15 protein-coding genes, 3 tRNA genes and 1 other RNA gene are annotated in these 21,706 nt (G+C 42.0%); 14 read left to right on the plus strand and 5 right to left on the minus strand.

Annotation, left to right across the window (positions count from 1 at the left end):
- Positions 1 to 30 precede the first annotated feature (30 nt).
- From dinG to AAEY99_RS15015, 6 genes are all read left to right on the plus strand, one after another.
- Positions 31 to 2,106, plus strand: a complete 2,076-nt coding sequence (dinG, locus tag AAEY99_RS14990) for an ATP-dependent DNA helicase DinG (RefSeq protein ID WP_351011027.1) — start codon at positions 31 to 33, stop codon at positions 2,104 to 2,106.
- 8 nt (positions 2,107 to 2,114) lie between these two features.
- On the plus strand, positions 2,115 to 2,888 hold the full coding sequence (locus AAEY99_RS14995) for a TSUP family transporter (protein ID WP_162022710.1): 774 nt from the start codon (positions 2,115 to 2,117) through the stop codon (positions 2,886 to 2,888).
- Entirely contained in the window at positions 2,885 to 3,547 is a 663-nt protein-coding gene (locus AAEY99_RS15000) for a primosomal replication protein (protein WP_101087800.1), read from the plus strand. Before AAEY99_RS14995 ends, AAEY99_RS15000 begins: the two co-directional genes overlap by 4 nt.
- A 9-nt stretch (positions 3,548 to 3,556) precedes the next feature.
- Positions 3,557 to 4,267: a DUF2057 domain-containing protein gene (locus tag AAEY99_RS15005; RefSeq protein WP_101087798.1), complete on the plus strand. Its 711-nt coding sequence runs from the start codon at positions 3,557 to 3,559 to the stop codon at positions 4,265 to 4,267.
- Entirely contained in the window at positions 4,267 to 5,208 is a 942-nt protein-coding gene (locus tag AAEY99_RS15010; RefSeq protein ID WP_351011029.1) for a histone deacetylase family protein, read from the plus strand. Before AAEY99_RS15005 ends, AAEY99_RS15010 begins: the two co-directional genes overlap by 1 nt.
- An 80-nt stretch (positions 5,209 to 5,288) precedes the next feature.
- Entirely contained in the window at positions 5,289 to 5,591 is a 303-nt protein-coding gene (locus tag AAEY99_RS15015; protein WP_101087795.1) for a late competence development ComFB family protein, read from the plus strand.
- A 214-nt stretch (positions 5,592 to 5,805) separates the two neighbouring features.
- Here the strand turns inward: AAEY99_RS15015 and ffs are convergent.
- An RNA gene (gene ffs, locus AAEY99_RS15020) (signal recognition particle sRNA small type) lies at positions 5,806 to 5,902 on the minus strand.
- Positions 5,903 to 6,509: 607 nt separating this feature from the next.
- Here ffs and AAEY99_RS15025 point away from each other — a divergent pair.
- From AAEY99_RS15025 to panP, 8 genes are all read left to right on the plus strand, one after another.
- Entirely contained in the window at positions 6,510 to 8,684 is a 2,175-nt protein-coding gene (locus AAEY99_RS15025; RefSeq protein ID WP_351011031.1) for an OmcA/MtrC family decaheme c-type cytochrome, read from the plus strand.
- Between the two features lie 287 nt (positions 8,685 to 8,971).
- Positions 8,972 to 10,933: an OmcA/MtrC family decaheme c-type cytochrome gene (locus AAEY99_RS15030; RefSeq protein WP_351011033.1), complete on the plus strand. Its 1,962-nt coding sequence runs from the start codon at positions 8,972 to 8,974 to the stop codon at positions 10,931 to 10,933.
- A 97-nt stretch (positions 10,934 to 11,030) separates the two neighbouring features.
- Positions 11,031 to 12,020 carry a DmsE family decaheme c-type cytochrome gene (locus AAEY99_RS15035; protein WP_101087790.1) on the plus strand — a complete coding sequence of 330 codons (990 nt, stop codon included), beginning with the start codon at positions 11,031 to 11,033 and terminating at the stop codon, positions 12,018 to 12,020.
- Between the two features lie 12 nt (positions 12,021 to 12,032).
- Positions 12,033 to 14,120, plus strand: coding sequence for an MtrB/PioB family decaheme-associated outer membrane protein (locus AAEY99_RS15040; protein ID WP_351011034.1), 2,088 nt, complete (start codon positions 12,033 to 12,035; stop codon positions 14,118 to 14,120).
- Between the two features lie 370 nt (positions 14,121 to 14,490).
- Positions 14,491 to 15,648 carry a sugar diacid recognition domain-containing protein gene (locus AAEY99_RS15045; RefSeq protein ID WP_192116013.1) on the plus strand — a complete coding sequence of 386 codons (1,158 nt, stop codon included), beginning with the start codon at positions 14,491 to 14,493 and terminating at the stop codon, positions 15,646 to 15,648.
- A 130-nt stretch (positions 15,649 to 15,778) separates the two neighbouring features.
- Positions 15,779 to 17,137, plus strand: coding sequence for a GntP family permease (locus tag AAEY99_RS15050; protein ID WP_162022704.1), 1,359 nt, complete (start codon positions 15,779 to 15,781; stop codon positions 17,135 to 17,137).
- 20 nt (positions 17,138 to 17,157) lie between these two features.
- Positions 17,158 to 18,327, plus strand: a complete 1,170-nt coding sequence (locus AAEY99_RS15055; RefSeq protein WP_192116014.1) for a glycerate kinase — start codon at positions 17,158 to 17,160, stop codon at positions 18,325 to 18,327.
- 230 nt (positions 18,328 to 18,557) lie between these two features.
- Positions 18,558 to 20,198 (plus strand): pyridoxal-dependent aspartate 1-decarboxylase PanP, encoded by a 1,641-nt coding sequence (gene panP / locus AAEY99_RS15060; protein ID WP_351011036.1) that lies wholly within the window; start codon positions 18,558 to 18,560, stop codon positions 20,196 to 20,198.
- Positions 20,199 to 20,476: 278 nt separating this feature from the next.
- Here the strand turns inward: panP and AAEY99_RS15065 are convergent.
- From AAEY99_RS15065 to pgsA, 4 genes are all read right to left on the minus strand, one after another.
- A tRNA-Leu gene (locus AAEY99_RS15065) sits at positions 20,477 to 20,562 on the minus strand.
- A 49-nt stretch (positions 20,563 to 20,611) separates the two neighbouring features.
- Positions 20,612 to 20,685, minus strand: a tRNA-Cys gene (locus AAEY99_RS15070).
- A gap of 41 nt (positions 20,686 to 20,726) precedes the next feature.
- A tRNA-Gly gene (locus AAEY99_RS15075) sits at positions 20,727 to 20,802 on the minus strand.
- Between the two features lie 316 nt (positions 20,803 to 21,118).
- The gene (gene pgsA, locus AAEY99_RS15080; RefSeq protein ID WP_011638096.1) at positions 21,119 to 21,667 is read right to left on the minus strand and encodes a CDP-diacylglycerol--glycerol-3-phosphate 3-phosphatidyltransferase; all 549 of its coding nucleotides are present in this window, start codon (positions 21,665 to 21,667) and stop codon (positions 21,119 to 21,121) included.
- Positions 21,668 to 21,706 lie beyond the last annotated feature (39 nt).

The raw sequence follows: 21,706 nt of genomic DNA on the forward strand, positions 1-21,706 counted from the left end.
AATTCAGTCTATGTAGAAATCATACTTCCTATGCTACCGGATAACATAAAAAGTCAAATTCGCACCATTTATAAAAAAATTGCCGCATCTATGCCGCAATTTCGTTCTCGTCGCGAACAAAACTATATGGTAGCGGAAATATCAAAAACCTTAGCAGGCGAGTATGACAAAGACCGTCGTATCATTGTGGTTGAAGCGGGTACCGGCATTGGTAAATCTTTGTCTTATATCTTAGGGGCAATCCCTTTAGCCATCTCGAGTAAAAAGAAAGTCTGTATTGCCACTGCAACCGTGGCACTTCAAGAACAATTACTCCACAAAGATCTACCTCATTTTTTACAACAGTCTGGTATTGATTTTAAATTTGGTTTGGTAAAAGGTCGTCAGCGTTACGTATGTTTAGCCAAACTTGAAGCCATGATAGGGGCACAAGACAGCTCACAAATAGCCATATGGCAAACTAAACCCGACCAAAGTCAAATTAACGAATTACAAAAATTGCATCAAGATTTTCATCAAAAACGCTGGAATGGTGAAATTGATACTTTAAAACACCCTATTCCTGATTTCTTGTGGCAACAAATTTGCTGTGATAAACACAGCTGTCATCGTCAAGTATCGGCACACCATAATTGCCCGTTTCATAAAGCTCGTGAAGATGTGGACACTTGGGATGTACTCATTGTTAACCACAGTCTGTTATTTGCCGATTTAGAACTTGGCGGCGGCGTCATTTTACCAGAACCAGAAGACATGTTTTATGTTATCGACGAAGCTCATCACTTACCGATAGTTGCCAGAGATTTCTCCAGTGCTCAAGCCACACTTCGAGGAGCATGTGATTGGTTAGAAAAAGCATCGAAAACCTGTTCTAAGTTACAAAATCAACTCAAAACCACTCATATTATTGCCCCTGTACAGGCCATGCTTGACCACACCACAGAGTTAACCAATTTACTGACCCAGGTTGCTCACTTTTGTGATACCCAACCACAGTTATTCGCTAACCCTGAATCCAGGCTTCGTTTTGAACATGGCCAATTACCACAATCGTTATTAATACAGGCAGAAAATCTGGCCACTGCATCAGGTTCCGCGGTAAAGCAATTTAATAAAGTGGTATCAGTGTTAAATGAAGCAATCAAAGATGGTGAAGTGCCTAAACATCAGTCGGAAGGGTTGTTATCAGAAACAGGTTTTATTTTACAGCGGCTAGATAACTTACATAAGTTATGGAAGATGATGGCCAAAGAAGACAGTAAAAAAGGCGCACCCATGGCGCGTTGGGCTGAATTAATTACCGGTAAACAACAAGATTATTTATTTTGCTCATCGCCTATAGAAGTTGGCTTTATGCTTGAATCTATGTTGTGGCAAAAAGCCGCTGGCGTGGTGTTGTGCAGTGCAACGCTTCGAGCCTTAAACAGCTTCAACCATTTTGCTCATCAAGTAGGCCTGTCAATGAATGATGGCAGCCGATTTTTAGCATTATTATCCCCTTTCGATTACGAAAATAATGCGACTTTATTTATACCTCAAATGGTTTGCGAACCTACGGACGAAAATTACACCACCGAACTTGCACAACATATTGTGACACTTATCGATGGTGAAATGGCCACATTAGTGCTGTTTGCATCCTATTGGCAAATGGATAAAGTAGTTGAGCTCGTCGAAGGTAAAATCCCCAAAGACCAGCTTTTTGTTCAAGGCGCTATTCCACGTCAACAAATATTAGAACAGCACAAAAAACGCTGTGATGAAGGTCTACCCAGTGTCATTTTCGGTACTGGCAGCTTTTCTGAAGGCCTCGATTTACCGGGCGATTACTTAACAAACTTAATCATTACCAAACTTCCGTTTGCTGTCCCGACCTCACCAGTAGAACAAGCTCACGCGGAATACTTAAAAGTAAAAGGCGGTAATCCATTTTTACAGCTGACAATTCCTGATGCTTCACGTAAATTAGTCCAAAGTTGTGGCCGACTGTTACGAAAAGAGCAAGATTATGGCCGAGTGACCATTTTAGACCGTCGTTTAGTCACTAAACGTTATGGCAAATCATTAATTGATGCCCTTCCTCCTTTTAGACGTGTTATTGAATAGGTATTGAGTTGGATTTATTATTAGACCCTAGCCATTGGGCTATATTAGCGGTCATAGGTATATTTGCGGGTTTTATTGATGCCATAGTTGGCGGTGGTGGGCTTCTGTCTATTCCAGCATTACTCACCGTCGGTATTCCGCCACATTTAGCATTAGGAACCAATAAATTAGCCGCTTGTTTTGGTTCTCTTACTTCGAGTTACACCTTTTATAAACAGCATTTATTTAACCCTGCATTATGGAAAACGTGTTTTTTTGCCACGTTGGTTGGGTCGATTGCAGGTTGTGGTTTAGTATTTCTGATTGACCCACAATGGCTAGACAAAATATTACCACTACTCATAATTAGTATCGCTGTTTATACCTTATTTAGCCCAAAAGCGATGGGTGACAAAAATATAATGGCCCCAAAATATCGTTCACCAAAATACAAACAAATTAGCCAAGGATTTGTTTTAGGTGGATACGATGGTTTTGCAGGACCAGGTATTGGTGCTTTTTGGACGGTATCGTCTATCTCGCTGTATAAACTCCCTCTGTTGCACAGCTGTGGATTAGCGAGAGTCATGACCGCGGTGAGTAACATCACAGCACTCATTATCTTTGCATCCATGGGTCAAGTACAATGGATGCTCGGCTTGTGGATGGGGGTATGCATGATGGCAGGTTCATTTATCGGCGCCAGAAGTGCGATTCGATTTGGAATACCTTTTATTAAACCAATATTCATTATTATGGTATTGTCGATTGCAGTCCATCTTACGTGGAGTGCATGGGTATGAACACCCAACAATTGCTATCAATGTTAAAACAACAGCTCGCTAAACTTGAGCAAGACGCATTAATACACGACCAGAATTTGGCGCCTTCGCAACGACAGTCTTTACAAGAAATTGAACGATTTAACAGTCAGCTATTTGCCCAACAAGGAGCCCAACTAAGCCCTTGTATCACTCAGTTACGTCAAGATATTAAACAACTTGAAAAACAACTTTACCTTAAGTTGGGCAGTAATGTTATCCAACTCAGTTGTGATCGTATTCAAGACCGATTTAGTGCATTACGCAGAGCATTGCTAACCACTCACATCAACCTTAAATCCGAACAACAGCGCAAAGCCAGTAATCGAGCCCGATATGCAAAAAAACAACAACAAGCAATACAAGACAGCGGATTTGGTTGGATAGCCAGCAATGTGATGCAAAATAGCCATCAACTCTACGCTGAACTCAATAAACATTTAAATTGGGCAAAAAAAATAGAGCAAAAAATACAACAAATGGAAGCAACTCTTGAATTCTGTCATAGTGATGACAAAATAAAACTGCAAAATGATATTCTGTCTATGCATCGCCGTTTAGGAAAGTGCAAACAAGCAACCAGTTATATTGAAGAGCGTATTCAACTTTTTGAACGACCTCGCCAAAGTTACCCACGTTAAGGAGCAACAATGAAATCTTTATTTACCACAAGTGCGCTTTTGGCATTTTTAACATCATCATCCGTCTTAGCAGCGAATTTAACCATTCCAATGTCTTTTGAGTACCTAGCGCTTGATGGTGCAGAAGTTGAAACCAGTATGTTCAATCATCAATCGGATTTAGCGTTAACCAATGGCACCCATAAAATTGCAGTCCGTTATCATGATGTGGTTGATGATTCCTTTAGTGACAGTCAATCTTTTGTAAAATCGACACCTTTAATTGTGACGTTAACGGTTGATGGCGATCATCAATATCTATTACAACCCGCTGACGGTGACGTTATCAAGAATCCAAAAGCATTCGCTAAAAAACCACAAATCAACATTAAACGCCAAGATAATGCAGCGGTAACTTACAGTGTAGAACAAACTAATTTTACTGAAGAGTCATTTATTACTAGCCTGTTTAACAATAAAAACCAACATGATATTGAAACCTTATCGGCTTCAGCTACAGGTAACGGCAGTCAACCAATACAAGCATTAGCAGTCAAATCAGATATTGAATCTGCTACGATGAGTGCACCAGTTATTGCAACTGTACCAGTAACGGTGCCAGCAACAACGGCGCAAAAGCCGACTCCAGCACAAGCAGAACAAATGCTCCAATATTGGTGGTTACAAGCCGATGACAAAACCCGTAAAGAATTTATGGGCTGGGCAATAAAACAACTGTAATGTCTCTATCGATCCCTTTTGTTTACCACGCCAGCTATTCACAGCTGGCGTTACCTAGCACCCATCGTTTTCCAACCACTAAATATCACAATTTATACCAGCACGCGCTCAAACAACAATTATTGTTTGAGCAATATCGCCATACGCCTACACCGATATCGAAAGATACGCTCTATACAGTGCATTGCCCGCAATATGTCGAGCAATTTATCAATGGTGCCTTATACCATAAAGCCCAAAGACGTATTGGTTTTCCATGGAGCCAAGAGTTAGTTACCCGCACTTTACACGCCGTAAATGGTACCCGTTTATGTGCTGAATTAGCGCTTAAACATGGAATTGCAGTTCACTTAACCGGTGGTTATCATCATGCGCACTATGATTTTGGCAGTGGTTTTTGCATTTTCAATGATTTAGTTATCGCGGCGAGATCAGCCATTGACTCAGGTAAAGCGGATAAGGTACTCATTTTTGATTGTGATGTTCATCAAGGTGATGGAACCGCGACACTCACTCAAGGCAGCCCAGATATTATTAGTTGCTCGATCCACTGTGCACAGAATTTCCCGTCCAGAAAGCAACAATCTGATCACGATATCGCTCTGGATAAAGGGTGTACCGATAAACAATATCTTGAACACATACAACAAATATTACCTTACTTGATACGCATCCATCAGCCAGATCTGATCATCTATGATGCTGGGGTCGATATTCATCAACATGATGACCTTGGATATTTCGCCATTTCGAATCAAGGTATTCTCGCTAGAGATAAACAGGTAATATCGATAGCACAAATGCATAGCATCCCACTTGCAGCAGTAATAGGGGGAGGCTATAGTCGTAATGAAGCAGAATTAACCATTCGACATAGCCAATTGTTAATTGCTGCCAATGAAATCTGGTCACCACAGTGTCAGGCAATACAAAACCAATAACACTGCGTCACTAAATTAAACAAACATCTCGACATTGAAGCATATGTCGATAAAACAAACTGTCTCAATGGAGCGTAATAATGCAATTAGAGATCCGAAACTATTATGAAGTTCTATTAATGGAAATGCTGCGAGATGAAGGTCTAATGGAAGAGTTGCCAGAAGAATACTTAGCGGATTTATGCTGCGTCACGCTGAATCAGTTACCCGTCAGGTACATTCGCCATTTAGTTGATACTTATTTCTTCGAAAATTATCAAGAATTAAAACAGATGAAAACAGAGATAAGCGAAGCACTAGAACGTTCGAGACAATTCCTCAAAGCAAATTTGCAAAAACGCTTAAAAGAAGAAGCTGAAATCGCAGCAGAACAACAACAGTAATTTCACCGGCATTAGCTGATGCTTGCCATTAACTGATGTTTTGCCGGATATTGAATGAATATATTCTAGTAAGCACTGGTTATGGTAATTCCATGAATAATTTATTCATACAATACGGCTGTTTTTTGATTGGAATTTTTTGGTTAAAATATTTTGGTTGCAATACTTTGTTGGAATTAATGCGGTGAAAATCATACGGGGAATATTGGAGGTTCCCCTAGAGCCACACCCCGGCACACGAGTCACTTGCTGCGGTTGCTCCCTTCCAGGCCTGGCCGAGTTCACAAGTTATCGTTGCGGGGGGACCCTAGGGTCACCATTGACTTCTGAACCATATAATACAAAGCTTATGTCTCAGAACGGGGCGATTATCCCCTAACCCATTGGCTGGATCAAGCCTTTATCCTAATAAGTTTTCAATCCTCTACCTAACTGCGCAATACTTAACCTTAACAGGGAATACTAGATGGGATAAGGGATGGGTTAACCGACATAAATCGATCTATTCACAAGCCAAGTATGCCAAACACACTATTTATGTTGCCCATAATACGAATTCAGACGTGAATCATTAATCTATTGAACATAAATACATAGCCAGATGAAATAGAAAAACAGTGGTGAGATAATCGTTTATGACGTCGAGCACAAGTCACTTATGCAGGTTCACATCACTTAGCGTATTCAAGAATATGCTAATAACGGTATTAACACTTTGGAACTATCCTATTTATTTCAGTAATACCGGCAAATCTTCATCAAACAACGTTACCCATAAAGGAATAGTCAGATCTCAGTCACAACTCTAGACATAATTCAATGAGTAAGTGGCCAAGGTTAGCTAACATTAGATTTGAATAAAATCCGCACACTTATAACCAGTAGTGAATGCGAGATAACAAAAAATGCAGGGAATACATGATGAAGACAATAACAGTTAGTCCCGCTGCAAAAGCGGTATTGAGTGCAGGGCTTATTGCTCTAGCGCTATCGGGTTGTGGAGGCAGTGATGGTACTAATGGCGAAGATGGGCCAGATGGTATTATTGGTGTAAACATTGATGCGACATCTACCCTAAAAGCGACCTTTACCGATGCAACCGTAGTCGATGGAAAAGTCAGTGTTGACTTTATTCTTAAAAATGCCAATGGTGTTGCGGTATTGGGACTAACAAAAGATCATGACCTTCGTTTTGGTATCGCTCAATTAACCCCGGTTACTGAAATGGTCGGTGCTGATGGCGCTAAAGTCGAAGTCGACCGTGGTTATCAATGGCAGTCTTATATCAATACAACCAAGCAACCTAATGCAAGTTGGATCCCTGCTGATGAAACCAATATTGCTCCTTCTGCGCAATTTCAAGCTGAAGTGGAGGCTGCTTCAAAATGTGCCGACTGCTTAGTTGATAATCTAGATGGCTCATACTCATACACATTTCAAACCAATATTGCTCAAGTCATAGAGCCGTTAAGCATCACTTACCAAGCTGATGACACCCAGCGCATTACATTGGAATTAAAACAGCCGTTAATTACAGCTAATGCTCATTACGATTTTCAACCTTCGACTGGCTTAACCGAAGATATTGCATCACGCGACGTTGTCTCGATTAATGCTTGTTATACCTGCCATCAACCAGAAAGCTTAGCATTGCACGGCGGTCGTCGAATCGATCTTGAAAACTGTGCATCATGTCATACCGCAACATCTGGCGATCCTGAAACCGGTAACAGTGTTGATTTCACCTACATGATCCACGCTATTCATAAAGGCCAAGACCGCGTAACCAGCACTGCCGATGGCGATGTAGCCGCACCTTATAAAGTGATTGGCTATGGCGGTGGAATACACAATTACGGTAACGTGATGTATCCACAAAAACCTGCTGCCGATTGCAGTGCATGTCACGTAGAAGGCGCAAACGCTCCCAAAGATGCTGGCCTGTTTAATGCCAATAAAAGTGATACCGCTTGTATTGCATGTCACACAGAATTAGCGTCTCAACAACATGTTGGTGTCGGCACAAATTGTACGTCATGCCATGTTGAAGAAGGCTATGGTCGCAGTGCAAAAGAAGCGCATGGCGATGTCATGAAAGCCTATAACGAAACCCAAGCGATGAACGCCGTATTCAGCGACGTAATAGTTACTGCTGATGGGAAATTCAGTACTACGGTTAAATTTACCGATGCTTCAGCTAATGTTATTGCAGCGGAATTTATCGACCAAGGTAGCCGCATCGTTATGGCGTGGGACAGCGACAAAAACTATCCTGAGTATCAAGATGCCAGTTACAGTAATCGTCGTCTTAAATTAAGTGAAGGTACCGCCAACACAGATAATAGCTGGACCTTAGTTTGGGATAAGATCACCTTACCAACAGATTATGTGGGTAAAACATTTGAGCTATGGTCAGCAGTTACAGCCTGTTTTAACCATGGTGGTTACGGCAGACCGGAAGTTAAACTAACGGCTTGTAGTACTGATGATGTCCAGAAAGTGGAAATTAAAAGTAGCCCATTCCATTTTGTTATGGCTGCAAGTGCAATAGACACTAGCCAAACCACTGCTACACGTAGAAACATTATCAACACAGAAAGCTGCCAAGGTTGCCATAACCAAGAGGTGTATCACTATGACAATGGTGTCAATTGCCAAACCTGTCATACCGCTGATAAGACCCTTAGGAGTGATGACACTTACCCTGGTGGCAAAAAATCGACCAGCTTTGCCTTTAAAGCACACAGCGCTGAAGGTCATTACCTCAAATATGCCGGTGTTGAATCTGGAACCGTGTTGAAAACCGATTGTAAAACCTGTCATACCGCTGATGGGATCCAACTTGGTAGAGCCACTGACAGAGTATGGCGTTATGGCGATATCGAGACTGGCGCTGATGTATGGATGTCATCAGATACTGGAGCATGTTTAAGTTGTCATCAAAAATATCGTACTGATGCCACCGTGTCACATATTGAATCTAACGGCGGTATAGTCGATGGAGTAAGTGAGGAAGATGCTCGTAATCGTGCATCGGAAATATGTTCTACCTGTCATACCGTAGATCGCGTCACTAAAACACATGGTTTTTAAGCTACACAAATAAACAACCTTGGCGTTTTATCCATCAAAGACCTTAGTTTATAACTAAGGTCTTTTTGTTATCCGAACAATCTTCCCCCGCTAAACTGCGCATATTATATACCCCTTTATTAATAGGCTGATCATCATCACACAATTACGTTCGTTTTAAAGACGAGTTGCTGTTTGTAACGTAATCTTAGTGTTGGGAAAATTAATTCCAACATCAACTTAACTGAATAAGATAATTGCAGAACATACTGCCAGTGAGTTAGATGGATGACCTTTGCAGGGAAAATATGATGAATAAAAAATACATAAAAAAGGCATTGTTACTTGCTATGTCAGCATCAATGACACTGGTAGGTTGTGGCGGAGGCGATGATGGTGTTGCTGGTAATCCAGGAAATCCTGGTGGAGAGCCTGCTGAAGCGATTAAAACGCTAAACTTAGATATCACCAAAGTTACCTATCAAGACAGCAAACCGACTATTGAAGTATTTGCGACCAATGAAAAAGATCTCCCTGTAGCGGGTCTTAAAGACTTTGAAATTAAAAAAGTCGTCCAACTCATTCCAGCTGGTGCAAGCGGTGCGGGTAATTCAGCCCAATGGCAATTTATTGGCTCCGAAAAAGCCTTTACCGACCATGGTAACGGCAATTACAGTTTCACCGTCAATGTTGAAGGGTTTAATTCAGAGCTAACCCAACGTTATAACGTGATTGCTAGTGCATCAACCTTGCAAGACGGCGTTACCGGAGTCCCGCGTACTGAAATCACCGAAGATTTTGACGGCGAAGGATTCGAGGCTAAATACACTAAAAACATCGTCAGTGGTGCTACTTGTAATACCTGCCATGCAGAAGGCGAAAGCATTTATCATAGCTACACTGATTTAGAAACCTGTACATCATGCCATACCAATGAATTGGCTATTGAAAAAGGCAAGGTTCAGGATGAGTTCAGTCACTTAATTCATAATGTTCATAACAATGCCAAAATGTATGGCCGCAACTTGGACAAGAGTGCAGAAGCAGCGCATGCGATAGTGCAAGATAATTGCACCACTTGTCATGTTAATTCAGAACAACTGAGCGAATCGAACAACTGGTCTCGAATTCCAACCATGGAAGCCTGTTCAAGTTGTCATACCGACATTGACTTTAAAACGGGTCAAGGTCATCCGCAACAAGTCGATAATTCAAATTGTATAGCTTGTCATAATGCAAGTTGGACAGAAGAGTTGCACACGACTTCGTATACTCAGAAAAAAACATTTATCGATTTATACGGCATGACAGCAACATTAACGGCTAATAAATCAAGCGCTGAAGACAAATCAGCGACCTTATCGGTAACAATTTTAGATGCTAACGGTACGGCTATTGACGTAACAAACTTAGTCAGCAAAATTCAACGAGTTGAAACCATTACTAACGTCGGACCTAACTTCCCAATTATGGGATATAACCCTAGCCCAGGAAGCGGTTTAGCCAAAATCAGTAAAGACTTTATCAAAGCGGGTCTGTTACAAGCCGATGTAGTCATTGAATCAGGTAACTTAGTCTATAACATTGCATCACTGCCATTTGGCGCAGGCGACACAGATACCGCCTTTAGCTTTATTGGTCTTGAAATGTGTAACGATGGTATTCAAGCCATTGATTGTGTCGACGGCGTAGCAACTACCAGCATGAAAGCCGAGTTCACAGTAGGCACTTTCTCTGGTAATGCGCCTAGCTATCGTCACACTGACTCGGTCAATTTTGGTTCATGTGATAATTGCCATGGAGATACTTTTGAGTTGCATAAAGGCCACCATGCTGGTTTTGTGATGTCAGAACAATTAGCTCGTGAGCTTAATGGCGAAGTCACCATAGGTTTGGATGGTTGTGTGGCTTGTCATACGCCAGATGGCACTTATGCTTCTGGTGCTAATCAAGGCGCCATTGAAATGAAATTGCACAGTGTTCATGGTGAGCAAGGCATTATCAAAGACTGTACTCAGTGTCACAACGACTTTAATCTTGATGCATTCAAAGTTAAAGGTGCACTTGCTACGTCGCAAGGCCTTTATACAACACCTATCACTGCAACGTGCGCATCTTGTCATGGCTTTGACACGATTTCGCAGCATGCACAAAGTCAAGGTGCGGTTATTAATGGTAGCTATCAAGAAGCCAATGATGCTGCGCAGTTAGAAACCTGTTTCTTCTGCCATGCACCCACCATTGAAAACCACACACAAGTGAAGCTTTAATTTGTCCATTGAGAGAGAAGCCCTGCTTCTCTCTCATGCTATGGCTTACGTAATCAACTTGTTGATCATCAAAATGGACAAATTAGGAAGTCTACTTATGAAGACCACACATTCAATAAATACCTTATTTTTAGCCCTGCTCTGCCTTACTGCATCGACGCTGTTTATGTCGAGTCATGTACAGGCGGCAAAGTGGGATGCCAGCATGACACCGGCAGAAGTTGAAGCAACACTCGATAAAAAATTCGCCGAAGGAAAATACTCACCAAAGGGTGCCGACACTTGTTTGATGTGTCATAAAAAATCAGAAAAGGTCATGGATTTATTCAAAGGTGCTCATGGCGCAATTGATTCATCAAAAAGTCCAATGGCTGGATTACAGTGCGAAGCGTGTCACGGCCCACTAGGTTCACATAATCGTGGTGGTAAAGAGCCAATGATTACCTTTGGCCCAACTTCAACACTCGCTGCAGACAAGCAAAACAGTGTGTGCATGAGCTGTCATCTCGACGACAAACGCGTGGCATGGGACAGTAGTCATCACGCCAATGCCGATGTGGCATGTGCATCTTGTCATAGCATACATGCTGAACATGACCCAATACTGTCAAAACAAACAGAAGTCGAAGTATGTACCACTTGTCACACCAGACAAAAAGCTGACATGAACAAGCGCACCAGTCATCCAATGAAATGGAATCAAATGACCTGTAGCGACTGTCATAATCCACATGGCAGTTTGAGCGATTCAGATCTTGTTCAGCCAACAGTCAATGAAACGTGTTATTCATGTCACGCTGAGAAACGCGGCCCAAAGCTGTGGGAGCATGCACCCGTAACCGAAAATTGCGTCAATTGCCATAATCCACACGGTTCTGTGAACGATGCAATGCTCAAAACTCGTGCGCCACAACTGTGTCAGCAATGTCATGCGAGTGACAATCACACCAGCAACGCTTATCTAGGTAACACTGATATGGGTTCAACAGTAAATGGTAATGCCTTTACTGGTGGTCGCAGCTGCTTAAATTGTCATAGTCAGGTGCATGGTTCAAACCATCCGTCTGGTAAGTTACTGCAGCGCTAAGGAGATTATATTATGAATACCAAATTGAACCTCATTACCTTAGCGTTACTCACTAGTACCAGCTTTAGCCTGATGGCTGATGGTTATGGCCTAGCAAATGCTAAAACCGACAATATTAAATATGATGCTTGGAATTGTAAGGCTTGTGCTGTCGAAACAGGTACCACAGGAACTGTCGGGGTTGGTATTGGTTACAACAGCGAAGACGATATTAACTCAGCCAACGCATTTAATAGCAGTAATCAAACAGCGGGCAAAGTGGATGCCGATATAAAGTATCGAGGTGACAATGGCTACCAAGCAAAAGTCGTCGCAAATAATATGGGCATGGACAATGGCCGTATGGAAATAGATGTCGGTAAACTTGGATTGTATCGCCTCAATCTAGGTTATCGCTCCATCGCTACGTATCAGAGCAATAATGCCTTAAGTCCTTACCAGAATATCGGCAGCGATAATCTTACTTTAGCGGATAATTGGGTAACGGCAGGTTCAAGCTCAGACATGCCAATGCTTTATAGCAGTTTAACCCCATTTGAATTGTCGCTTAAACGTGAACGTGCCGGTCTAGGATTTGAATATCAAACAGAATCACTGTTCACAACCTACGTTAATTTTCAGCGTGAAGAGAAAACCGGAACCAAAGTTGCCTCTGGCAGTTTTTTCAACCAGTCAATGATGTTAGCGGAGCCGGTTGATTACACCACCGACATCTTAAACGCTGGGATTAAACTCCGTGGTGATCACTGGTTTACCAGCATAAACTACAATGGTTCAGTGTTTAGCAATAACCACCAGCAGCTTGGTTTTGACAGCGCCTTTAACCCTACGTTTGGGGCGCAAAGTCGTGGTTATATGGCGCTAGACCCAGATAACGAGGCCCATACTATTTCGCTAATGGGCCAATATAACGATTCCATTACCAGCTTAAGTGGCCGTTTACTCATGGGCCAAATGACCCAAGATCAGCAATTAACTAGCATAGGTTATGGCTATTCATTACCGGCAGATTCTATTGATGCAAAAGTTGATATCACCGGCATGACACTTAAAGCGGTGACTAAGCTCAGCCGAGCATGGCGTCTCACTGGCAGTTATGATTATAACGACAGAGAAAACAACACCCAAATCGAACAATGGACTCAAATTAGCATTAACGATGTTACCGGCAAAGTGCGGTATAACACGCCATACGATCTCACTACCCATAGCGCTAAATTATCCACTGACTATCGTATCAACCATGGTTTAAAACTCGATGCGGGTTATGATTTCAAACGAGATGAACGCAGTAATCAAGGCAGAGAAACCACTGACGATAATAACGTCTGGGCACGTTTACGCGTCAATAGTTTTGACATGTGGGATATGTGGCTTAAAGGTAGTTTGAGCAAGAGAGATGGTTCAGAATATAAAGCATCAGAATCGTCATCTGCAGAACAAAATCCGTTGCTACGTCGATACTATTTGGCCGACCGTGACCGCACTCAAATAGAGGCGCGTATTAATCATAGCCCTATTGATAACTTGAACGTCGATTTTGGGGTTCGCTATGCATATGATGACTATACAAATACGCAAATAGGTTTAACTGAATCAAAAGACACAAACTACGATATTAATCTGAGCTACATGATTAATGACGATATGAATGTTAATACATTTTATAACCATCAAATCATCAAATCGGCTCAATCTGGCAGCGCCAATTTAAGTATAGCGACTTGGCAAGCCGATATTGAAGACACTGTCGATGTTGTTGGAGCAGGCTTAAGCTACAACAATTTAATGGACAGTCGTTTGCGCTTAGGTTTGGATTATACCTACTCAGACTCAGACAGTAACACCCAAGTAAGACAAGGTATTAGTGGCGATTACGGTGACTATTTTGCCAAAGTGCATAACATTAATGTGTATGCACAATATCAAGCCACCGAAAAAATGGCCTTGCGTATAGACTACAAAATGGAAAAATACCTTGATAATGATGACGCCAATGATATTGAGCCAGATACCATTTGGAATGTCATGAGTTTAGGTAATTTACAGCATGACTACACTGCACACATGATCATGCTCAACGTGAGTTATAGTCTGTAAGTGATATCACGGTAATATAACCAAGTCGATCACATTAAAAATGACGCCAACCTTATCTAGGTTGGCGTTTTTATATCATTTGATTTAATGACCTTTAGACACAAAAACGGTCGCTAGCATCCTATTGTATAAAAAACTTGCAATTACACCGGATTTAACATTATATTAACAAGGTGAATAGCTTGTTATTGAAGTTTGGGCAAATGGATGTGCCCCCCATTTTATGTTGCTCATCTTTCCTCCCCTATTGCTTGTTAAAGACCATTGCTTGTTTTTTAAATTTCCAATGCATTTAAGCACCAACCTCCTCCCAATACTTAGCTAACATCAGGTATCATTCAGTACCGATATTGATTGCCCAGAGAAATTCATGTTTCAAATTGATACACTAATTGCCACTAAAATTGTCGACCGAACCATGAAAATTATTGGTCATAATATCAATGTTATGAATGCTCAAGCAGTGATATTAGGTTCAGGCGATATCGATCGGATTGGCACTGTACATGAGGGGGCACTATTAGCTATCAGCCAAAATCGCAATGTTGAAATAAGCCAAGCCATCGCTTCAAACTTACATGGCGTCAAACCTGGGCTAAATTTGCCATTGCATTACCAAGGTCAAGTGGTTGGCGTTATCGGTATCACTGGCGAGCCAGACACATTAAGCCACTATGGTGAACTGCTTAAGATGACAGCAGAGATGATTGTCGAGCAAGCAAATTTGCAAGAGCAATTACAGTGGCAGAATCGTCAAAAAGAGGAGTTTATTTCGCAACTCATTCATGCCAATGAGCAAGACTTACCTTCTTTACAACAATGGGCATTGCAATTAGGTGTCGATTTAAGCGTACCGCGAGTGGCCGCCATTATCGAACTTGATAACAAAAACCCATTATATCAACAAGACAATCAAGCATTAAAACAAGTACTGTATTTATTACAAAATCCTGTACGCGATAACTTAATTGCGATGACATCACTCACTCAATTAGTTATTTTAAAGCCGGCTTTTTTAGATGGTAAGCAATTTGACCCTGAGCTTGAAAACCAACGCATCAACAAATTACTCAAACGCTTACCCGCCAATATGCAACTTAGCCTGCATATTTCATTGGGGCATTATTTCAGTGGTGAATTAGGCATTAGTTACTCCTATCGCACCGCCAAAGAAACGTTAGATATTGGAAAAAGATTACATCCAACAAAAACCAAATATTTATACCAAGACTACAGCTTACAAGTACTGTTATCAGGGTTACGGCAACACTGGCGAGGTAATGCGCTTGCTGGGCCTTACATGAAACTGATTGCAGTTGACAATAACCAACAATTGCAAAAAACACTTGCCGCTTATCTAGAACACATGGGAGACATCCAAGCCTGTGCTAACAGTTTGTTTATCCATCGAAACACACTGCGTTACCGATTAGATAAAATTCAAACTATCACCAATATTGATTTACACAGTTTTAATGGATTACTGAGTTTATATTTAGGTCAGTTAATTCACCAACCTAACACTTAATTGTGCATCAGCACAAAAATAGTATTAACTCATAGATTTATTAGTGCAAGCGCACAAAGTAATTTATAGGTAATGGTTTACTATGATGAATACTAAACCACCCCCTACAATAATAAATAACGAGTACTCTATGGGACTAATATTGATCTTAATCGGCGTGATAGCCTTTATCGTCATCGCCACCTCTAAATTTAAACTACACCCTTTTTTAACCCTCATTTTAGCCTCATTTCTCACCGCATTTGCCTATGGTTTACCCAGCAATGAAATTGCCAAAACCATCACTGGCGGTTTCGGTGGTATTTTAGGTTACATCGGCTTAGTCATTGTGCTCGGTACGATTATTGGCACCATTCTCGAAAAAAGTGGTGCAGCCATAACTATGGCAGATGTGGTCATTAAACTGTTTGGCCAACGATTCCCAACGTTAACTATGTCAATGATTGGCTACTTAGTGTCGATCCCTGTTTTTTGTGATTCAGGTTTTGTGATTTTAAATTCATTAAAACAGTCAATGGCAAACCGGATGAAAGTGTCTCAAGTTGCCATGAGCGTCGCCCTAGCAACTGGGTTATACGCAACTCATACCTTTGTGCCGCCAACCCCAGGTCCTATCGCTGCAGCGGGTAATCTTGGTCTTGAATCACAACTTGGACTCGTTATTGCTGTCGGTGTGTTTGTTGCTGCCATTGCCGCTTTTGCCGGTATGTTGTGGGCCAATCGTTTTGCCAATGAGCAGCCAGACGGAGAAGGCGCCGAAGAACTGAATCTGCAGCAAGAAGATTTTGATGATCTAAAGAAAACCTATGGCGAATTACCTAGCCCTACCAAAGCATTTGCGCCTATTTTTGTACCTATCATTTTAATCTGCTTAGGCTCGGTGGCTAACTTCCCTTCAAAACCATTAGGTGAACAAGGCTTATTCGATTTATTAGTGTTCTTGGGCCAACCTGTTAACGCCTTAATGATCGGCCTATTTCTGTCGTTATCGCTGTTAAAAAGCAACCAAAAAATCAAAGAGTTTAGCGATCGTATCAGCCAAGGTTTAGTGGTATCAGCACCTATTTTATTGATCACCGGTGCTGGCGGTGCATTTGGCGCGGTATTAAAAGCCACTGAGATTGGTGCATTTCTGGGTAGTAGCTTGTCCGCTTTAGGTGTGGGTATTTTTATGCCGTTTATCGTGGCCGCGGCACTCAAATCAGCACAAGGTTCATCTACGGTGGCATTAGTCGCTACCTCAGCATTAGTGGCACCATTACTAGGAGATATTGGTTTAGCCTCAGAAATGGGCCGAGTGTTAACCGTAATGGCAATTGGTGCGGGTGCGATGACCGTCTCACATGCAAACGATAGCTTCTTCTGGGTGGTGACTCAATTTAGCCGCATGAGCGTCAAACAAGCGTATCGGGCCCAAACAATGGCCACCTTAATCCAGGGAGTCACGGCGATGATTACCGTTTATCTACTAAGCTTATTTTTACTGTAAATTATTAATCAGAGTCTTATATGAAAATTGTTATTGCACCCGATTCATTTAAAGAAAGCCTAAGCGCCCTAGAAGTGGCTAATGCCATTGAGAATGGATTTAAACAGGTATTCCCAAACGCGCAATATTGTAAAGTGCCAATGGCCGACGGCGGTGAAGGTACAGTACAAGCTATGGTCGATGCCACCCAAGGACAGATTATTAATCTCACTGTCACAGGGCCTTTAGGTTTACCTGTTAACGCATTTTATGGCGTGCTAGGACAACTTGATGAGGATGGAAACCAAACTGCAATAATCGAAATGGCTGCCGCATCAGGTTTACATCTGGTGCCATCCACTCAACGTAATCCATTATTAACCACCAGTTTTGGTACTGGTGAGTTGATTGCCGACGCATTAGACAGAGGCATAAGACACATCATTTTAGGCCTAGGTGGCAGTGCAACTAATGATGCAGGCGCAGGCATGATGCAGGCCTTAGGAGTCCAACTAAGTGATATAAACAATACTCCATTACCTTTTGGTGGAGCTGCCCTCGCCGAATTACATTACATCGACATGCAATCATGCCATCCAGCCATTAAGGAGTGCGTAATTGAAGTTGCGTGCGATGTCGATAATCCATTATGCGGGCCACGAGGCGCCAGTGCTATTTTTGGTCCACAAAAAGGGGCTACTACTGAGATGGTTGAGCAACTTGATCTCGCTTTGGGGCATTTTGCTCATATCATTAACCAACACCTTAACCAGTCAATTGATGGACACTGTCAATTACACCCTGGTGCTGGGGCTGCTGGCGGTATGGGATTTGGCGTAATGACAATGTTAAATGCAACCTTAAAACCTGGGGTCGATATTGTCACTAAAAGCGTTAAGTTGGCACAACATTGTCTCAATGCTGATCTGGTTATTACCGGTGAAGGTCGAATAGACGGTCAAACCGTGTTTGGTAAAACCCCTATGGGAGTATTGAATGTCGCCAAACAACTTAATATTCCGGTTATCGGTATTTCAGGATGCCTTGGTGAAAATGCAGATGCTATTTTAGCCGAAGGCATGCATGCTATTTTTCCTATCATTCCTGCGTTGCAGCCCTTAGAGCAAGTATTGTCTGAAGCCCAGGTTAATCTAACCAATACCGCGCGCAACATTGCGGCAATGATGTCACTTTCATTTGCAGACAAGTAATCTAATCCAGCACAAATGCCTTATCGCATTTGTGCTGGATTATTCATATCAACATCATTCATATTCTGAATTAACGCAGCTAATCCGCAGTAATAACACGATAAATACTTGAAGCGAAACCAGCCATACAGTAAAGTTAGCACCCTCATTTCATCCTGAAGGTGTAGCGTTAATCGTAAAGCACCCGTCAATGCTATCAGGATGAAGTTTTCATCATTACGGCAAGCAAAATGACCTCGAAAATCACCCGTCAAGCAAACGCTTCAGAAGACAGCTTACTGCGAATTTTTACCGCCCCTGAAGATTCAACCTCGACGTTGAGCATTATTGAGCAAAAGCTATCTCAAGACCTTGCAGGTTTTTTAGGTAATAGCATCGCCGCACTGGAAAAACCGCTGTCAGAAATAGAAACTGACTTTAGCGCCTATCAGATACCGACCGATCCCAAGTTCGTTTCTGATTATGCCGACGAAATCATGCAAAACCTAGTCGCTCATTCAGTCCATACTTCAGCACCCAGTTTTATTGGACACATGACCTCGGCATTGCCTTATTTCGTGTTACCACTGTCAAAAATGATGGTGGGTCTAAATCAAAATTTAGTCAAAATTGAAACATCGAAAGCCTTTACCCCATTAGAGCGCCAAGTGTTAGGCATGATGCATCATTTGGTGTATCAACAATCTGATGATTTCTATCATCAATGGATGCACAGTGCTAACCACTCACTCGGGGCATTTTGCTCAGGTGGCACCGTTGCCAATATCACCGCACTGTGGATTGCCCGAAACCGGCTGTTACAACCACGCGGCGAATTTAAAGGCGTCACCCGCGAAGGAATGACGAAAGCATTGCGTTTTTATGGTTATGATGACCTTGCTATTTTAGTGTCCGATCGCGGTCATTACTCTTTGGGCAAAACTGCCGACTTGTTGGGTATTGGCCGAGATAACATCATTAGCATCCCAACAGATGAGCATCATAAAGTCGATGTTGCTGCCATGCGTGATGCAGCAGAAAAGCTGGCACAACAAAATATAAAAGTCATGGCCATTGTTGGTATCGCGGGTACAACTGAAACAGGCAATGTGGATCCCTTAACTGAATTAGCAGTGTTAGCCAGCGAGCTAAATTGTCATTTCCATGTAGATGCGGCATGGGGCGGCGCAAGTTTATTGTCCAAAAAATATAGCCATTTACTAAAAGGCATCGAGTTAGCTGACTCCGTTACTATCGATGCCCATAAGCAAATGTATGTTCCAATGGGCGCCGGTATGGTGTTATTTAAAGACCCTGAACTGGCGCAAGCCATAGTGCATCATGCTGAATATATTCTACGGGTGGGTTCAAAAGACCTAGGCAGTCAAACGCTGGAAGGTTCGCGACCTGGAGTGGCAATGCTCGTGCATGCTTGTCTTCAAATTATTGGCCGCGATGGCTATGAAATCCTCATTAATAACAGCCTAGAAAAAGCCCGTTACTTTGCCTCAATCATCGACCAACATCCTGATTTTGAGTTAGTCACTGAGCCTGAGTTATGTTTGCTGACCTATCGTTATGTACCAAAATCGGTGCAAGCCATACTTACTACAGCTCTAGCCAACCAAGATAGCGTTTTAGTTGCATCAATCAATGAACTACTCGATGGACTGACGCAATTTATTCAAAAGCATCAACGCGAACAAGGCAAATCGTTTGTGTCACGCACACGTATTAAGCCAGCAAAATACTTACGTCAACAAACGACAGTATTTCGCGTGGTACTCGCCAATCCGTTGACCAGTCATCAAATATTGCATGATGTGCTCACCGAACAAATCGATATTGCAGCTTTAGACAGTGAGTATTTACCACAGCTGTTGGCGTTGTAGAGCACAGGCTCATCAATAACTTCGATGTTTATAGCTTGTTAGCTACCTTCTCGTCATCCCGGCAGTGTTTTTAAGCCGGGATCCAGGTGTTTTCTTTGTACTTTTGTACTCATGGCCGTAGGCCATATCCACAAAAATGCCACATCTGATGTTCAACAACAGCGTCAGGGATTTCATCTTTATTCTTTATCATTAAATTACAGACGTAAAAAAGCCCCAACTAATGTTGAGGCTTTTTTACACCATTCTTTATTACAAAGAATTACGTATGTAAATGATGGTACCCGAGGCCGGACTTGAACCGGCACGCTTATTCAGCGAGGGATTTTAAATCCCTTGTGTCTACCGATTCCACCACTCGGGCAAAGTGTTGTTTTAACCGTTACTTAACGTAACCATTAAACGCAATTTTGTGGAGGCGCGACCCGGAGTCGAACCGAGATAGACGGATTTGCAATCCGTAGCATAGCCATTCTGCCATCGCGCCATCTTTAACCAAATTCAAATCCATCGGATAAGATAAGAAATTGGAGCGACATATCGGGTTCGAACCGATGACCTATACCTTGGCAAGGTATCGCTCTACCAACTGAGCTAATGTCGCTTATTCAATCGTTTCAACACGTTATTAAATCTGCGAGAAAGGTATCGTCTTTCAACCTATCCAACTGAGCTAATGTCGCGTATTCAATCATTTTAATGCTTTATTATATTAGTAAGAAAGATTTCATATTTCAGCCTATCAAACTAAACTAATGTCGCATTAATCGTGTTAGTTAACATAAAACCCTAAGGCTTGTTGTTGACTCATCACTTGTCTACGGGGAGGCATTCTACCGAATTAACCTCGTGTGTCAATTATTGATTTACGCAATTTTGACTGTTTGCGCACTAAATAATCTTATTGAACTATTATTACGCTATTCTGCCGTTAAATCTTTCCAAGCTGCTGAAATGTAACTCATCATCGACCAGAACGTCAGTGCTGCGGCAATATAAAACAAGCCGTAAGCGACATCAGTTAGCCAAGGTGTGGGTTTCCAAATCAATCCAATAATTGCGATCATTTGCGTGGCAGTTTTATATTTACCAATCCAAGACACGGCAACTACGCCACGTTTGCCTATTTCGGCCATCCATTCACGCAAGGCTGAAATAACAATTTCGCGACCAATCATAAATAACGCTGCTAAGGTTAAGTACACATTGTCATTTTGTTGAACCAACAGCACTAATGCAGTCGACACCATGACTTTATCTGCAACTGGATCCAAAAAAGCGCCAAATCGGGTTAGTTGACCAAGTTTACGCGCAGCATAACCGTCTAACCAATCGGTCAAAGCGGCCAACCAAAAAATAAATGCCGAAACAAATGGTGCCCATGGATATGGTAAATAAAATACCGCTATAAATACGGGTAACAAAGCAATACGGAATAATGTCAGTGCAATAGGTAAGTTAAACGGCATAAAAAGACCAATTTGTCAGAAGCAGCGCCAATCTTGCCT

The sequence above is a fragment of the Shewanella sp. S1-58-MNA-CIBAN-0166 genome (assembly GCF_040310085.1).
Classification (GTDB): Bacteria; Pseudomonadota; Gammaproteobacteria; order Enterobacterales; family Shewanellaceae; genus Shewanella.

Coding starts and splice junctions, on each gene's coding strand:
- AAEY99_RS15025 (WP_351011031.1), top strand. CDS start 6,510: ATGATGAAGACAATAACAGTTAGTCCCGCTGCAAAAGCGGTATTGAGT.
- dinG (WP_351011027.1), top strand. CDS start 31: ATGCTACCGGATAACATAAAAAGTCAAATTCGCACCATTTATAAAAAA.
- AAEY99_RS15045 (WP_192116013.1), top strand. CDS start 14,491: ATGTTTCAAATTGATACACTAATTGCCACTAAAATTGTCGACCGAACC.
- AAEY99_RS15055 (WP_192116014.1), top strand. CDS start 17,158: ATGAAAATTGTTATTGCACCCGATTCATTTAAAGAAAGCCTAAGCGCC.
- AAEY99_RS15050 (WP_162022704.1), top strand. CDS start 15,779: ATGGGACTAATATTGATCTTAATCGGCGTGATAGCCTTTATCGTCATC.
- AAEY99_RS15000 (WP_101087800.1), top strand. CDS start 2,885: ATGAACACCCAACAATTGCTATCAATGTTAAAACAACAGCTCGCTAAA.
- AAEY99_RS15030 (WP_351011033.1), top strand. CDS start 8,972: ATGATGAATAAAAAATACATAAAAAAGGCATTGTTACTTGCTATGTCA.
- AAEY99_RS15040 (WP_351011034.1), top strand. CDS start 12,033: ATGAATACCAAATTGAACCTCATTACCTTAGCGTTACTCACTAGTACC.
- AAEY99_RS15015 (WP_101087795.1), top strand. CDS start 5,289: ATGCAATTAGAGATCCGAAACTATTATGAAGTTCTATTAATGGAAATG.
- panP (WP_351011036.1), top strand. CDS start 18,558: ATGACCTCGAAAATCACCCGTCAAGCAAACGCTTCAGAAGACAGCTTA.
- AAEY99_RS15005 (WP_101087798.1), top strand. CDS start 3,557: ATGAAATCTTTATTTACCACAAGTGCGCTTTTGGCATTTTTAACATCA.
- pgsA (WP_011638096.1), bottom strand. CDS start 21,667: ATGCCGTTTAACTTACCTATTGCACTGACATTATTCCGTATTGCTTTG.
- AAEY99_RS15010 (WP_351011029.1), top strand. CDS start 4,267: ATGTCTCTATCGATCCCTTTTGTTTACCACGCCAGCTATTCACAGCTG.
- AAEY99_RS15035 (WP_101087790.1), top strand. CDS start 11,031: ATGAAGACCACACATTCAATAAATACCTTATTTTTAGCCCTGCTCTGC.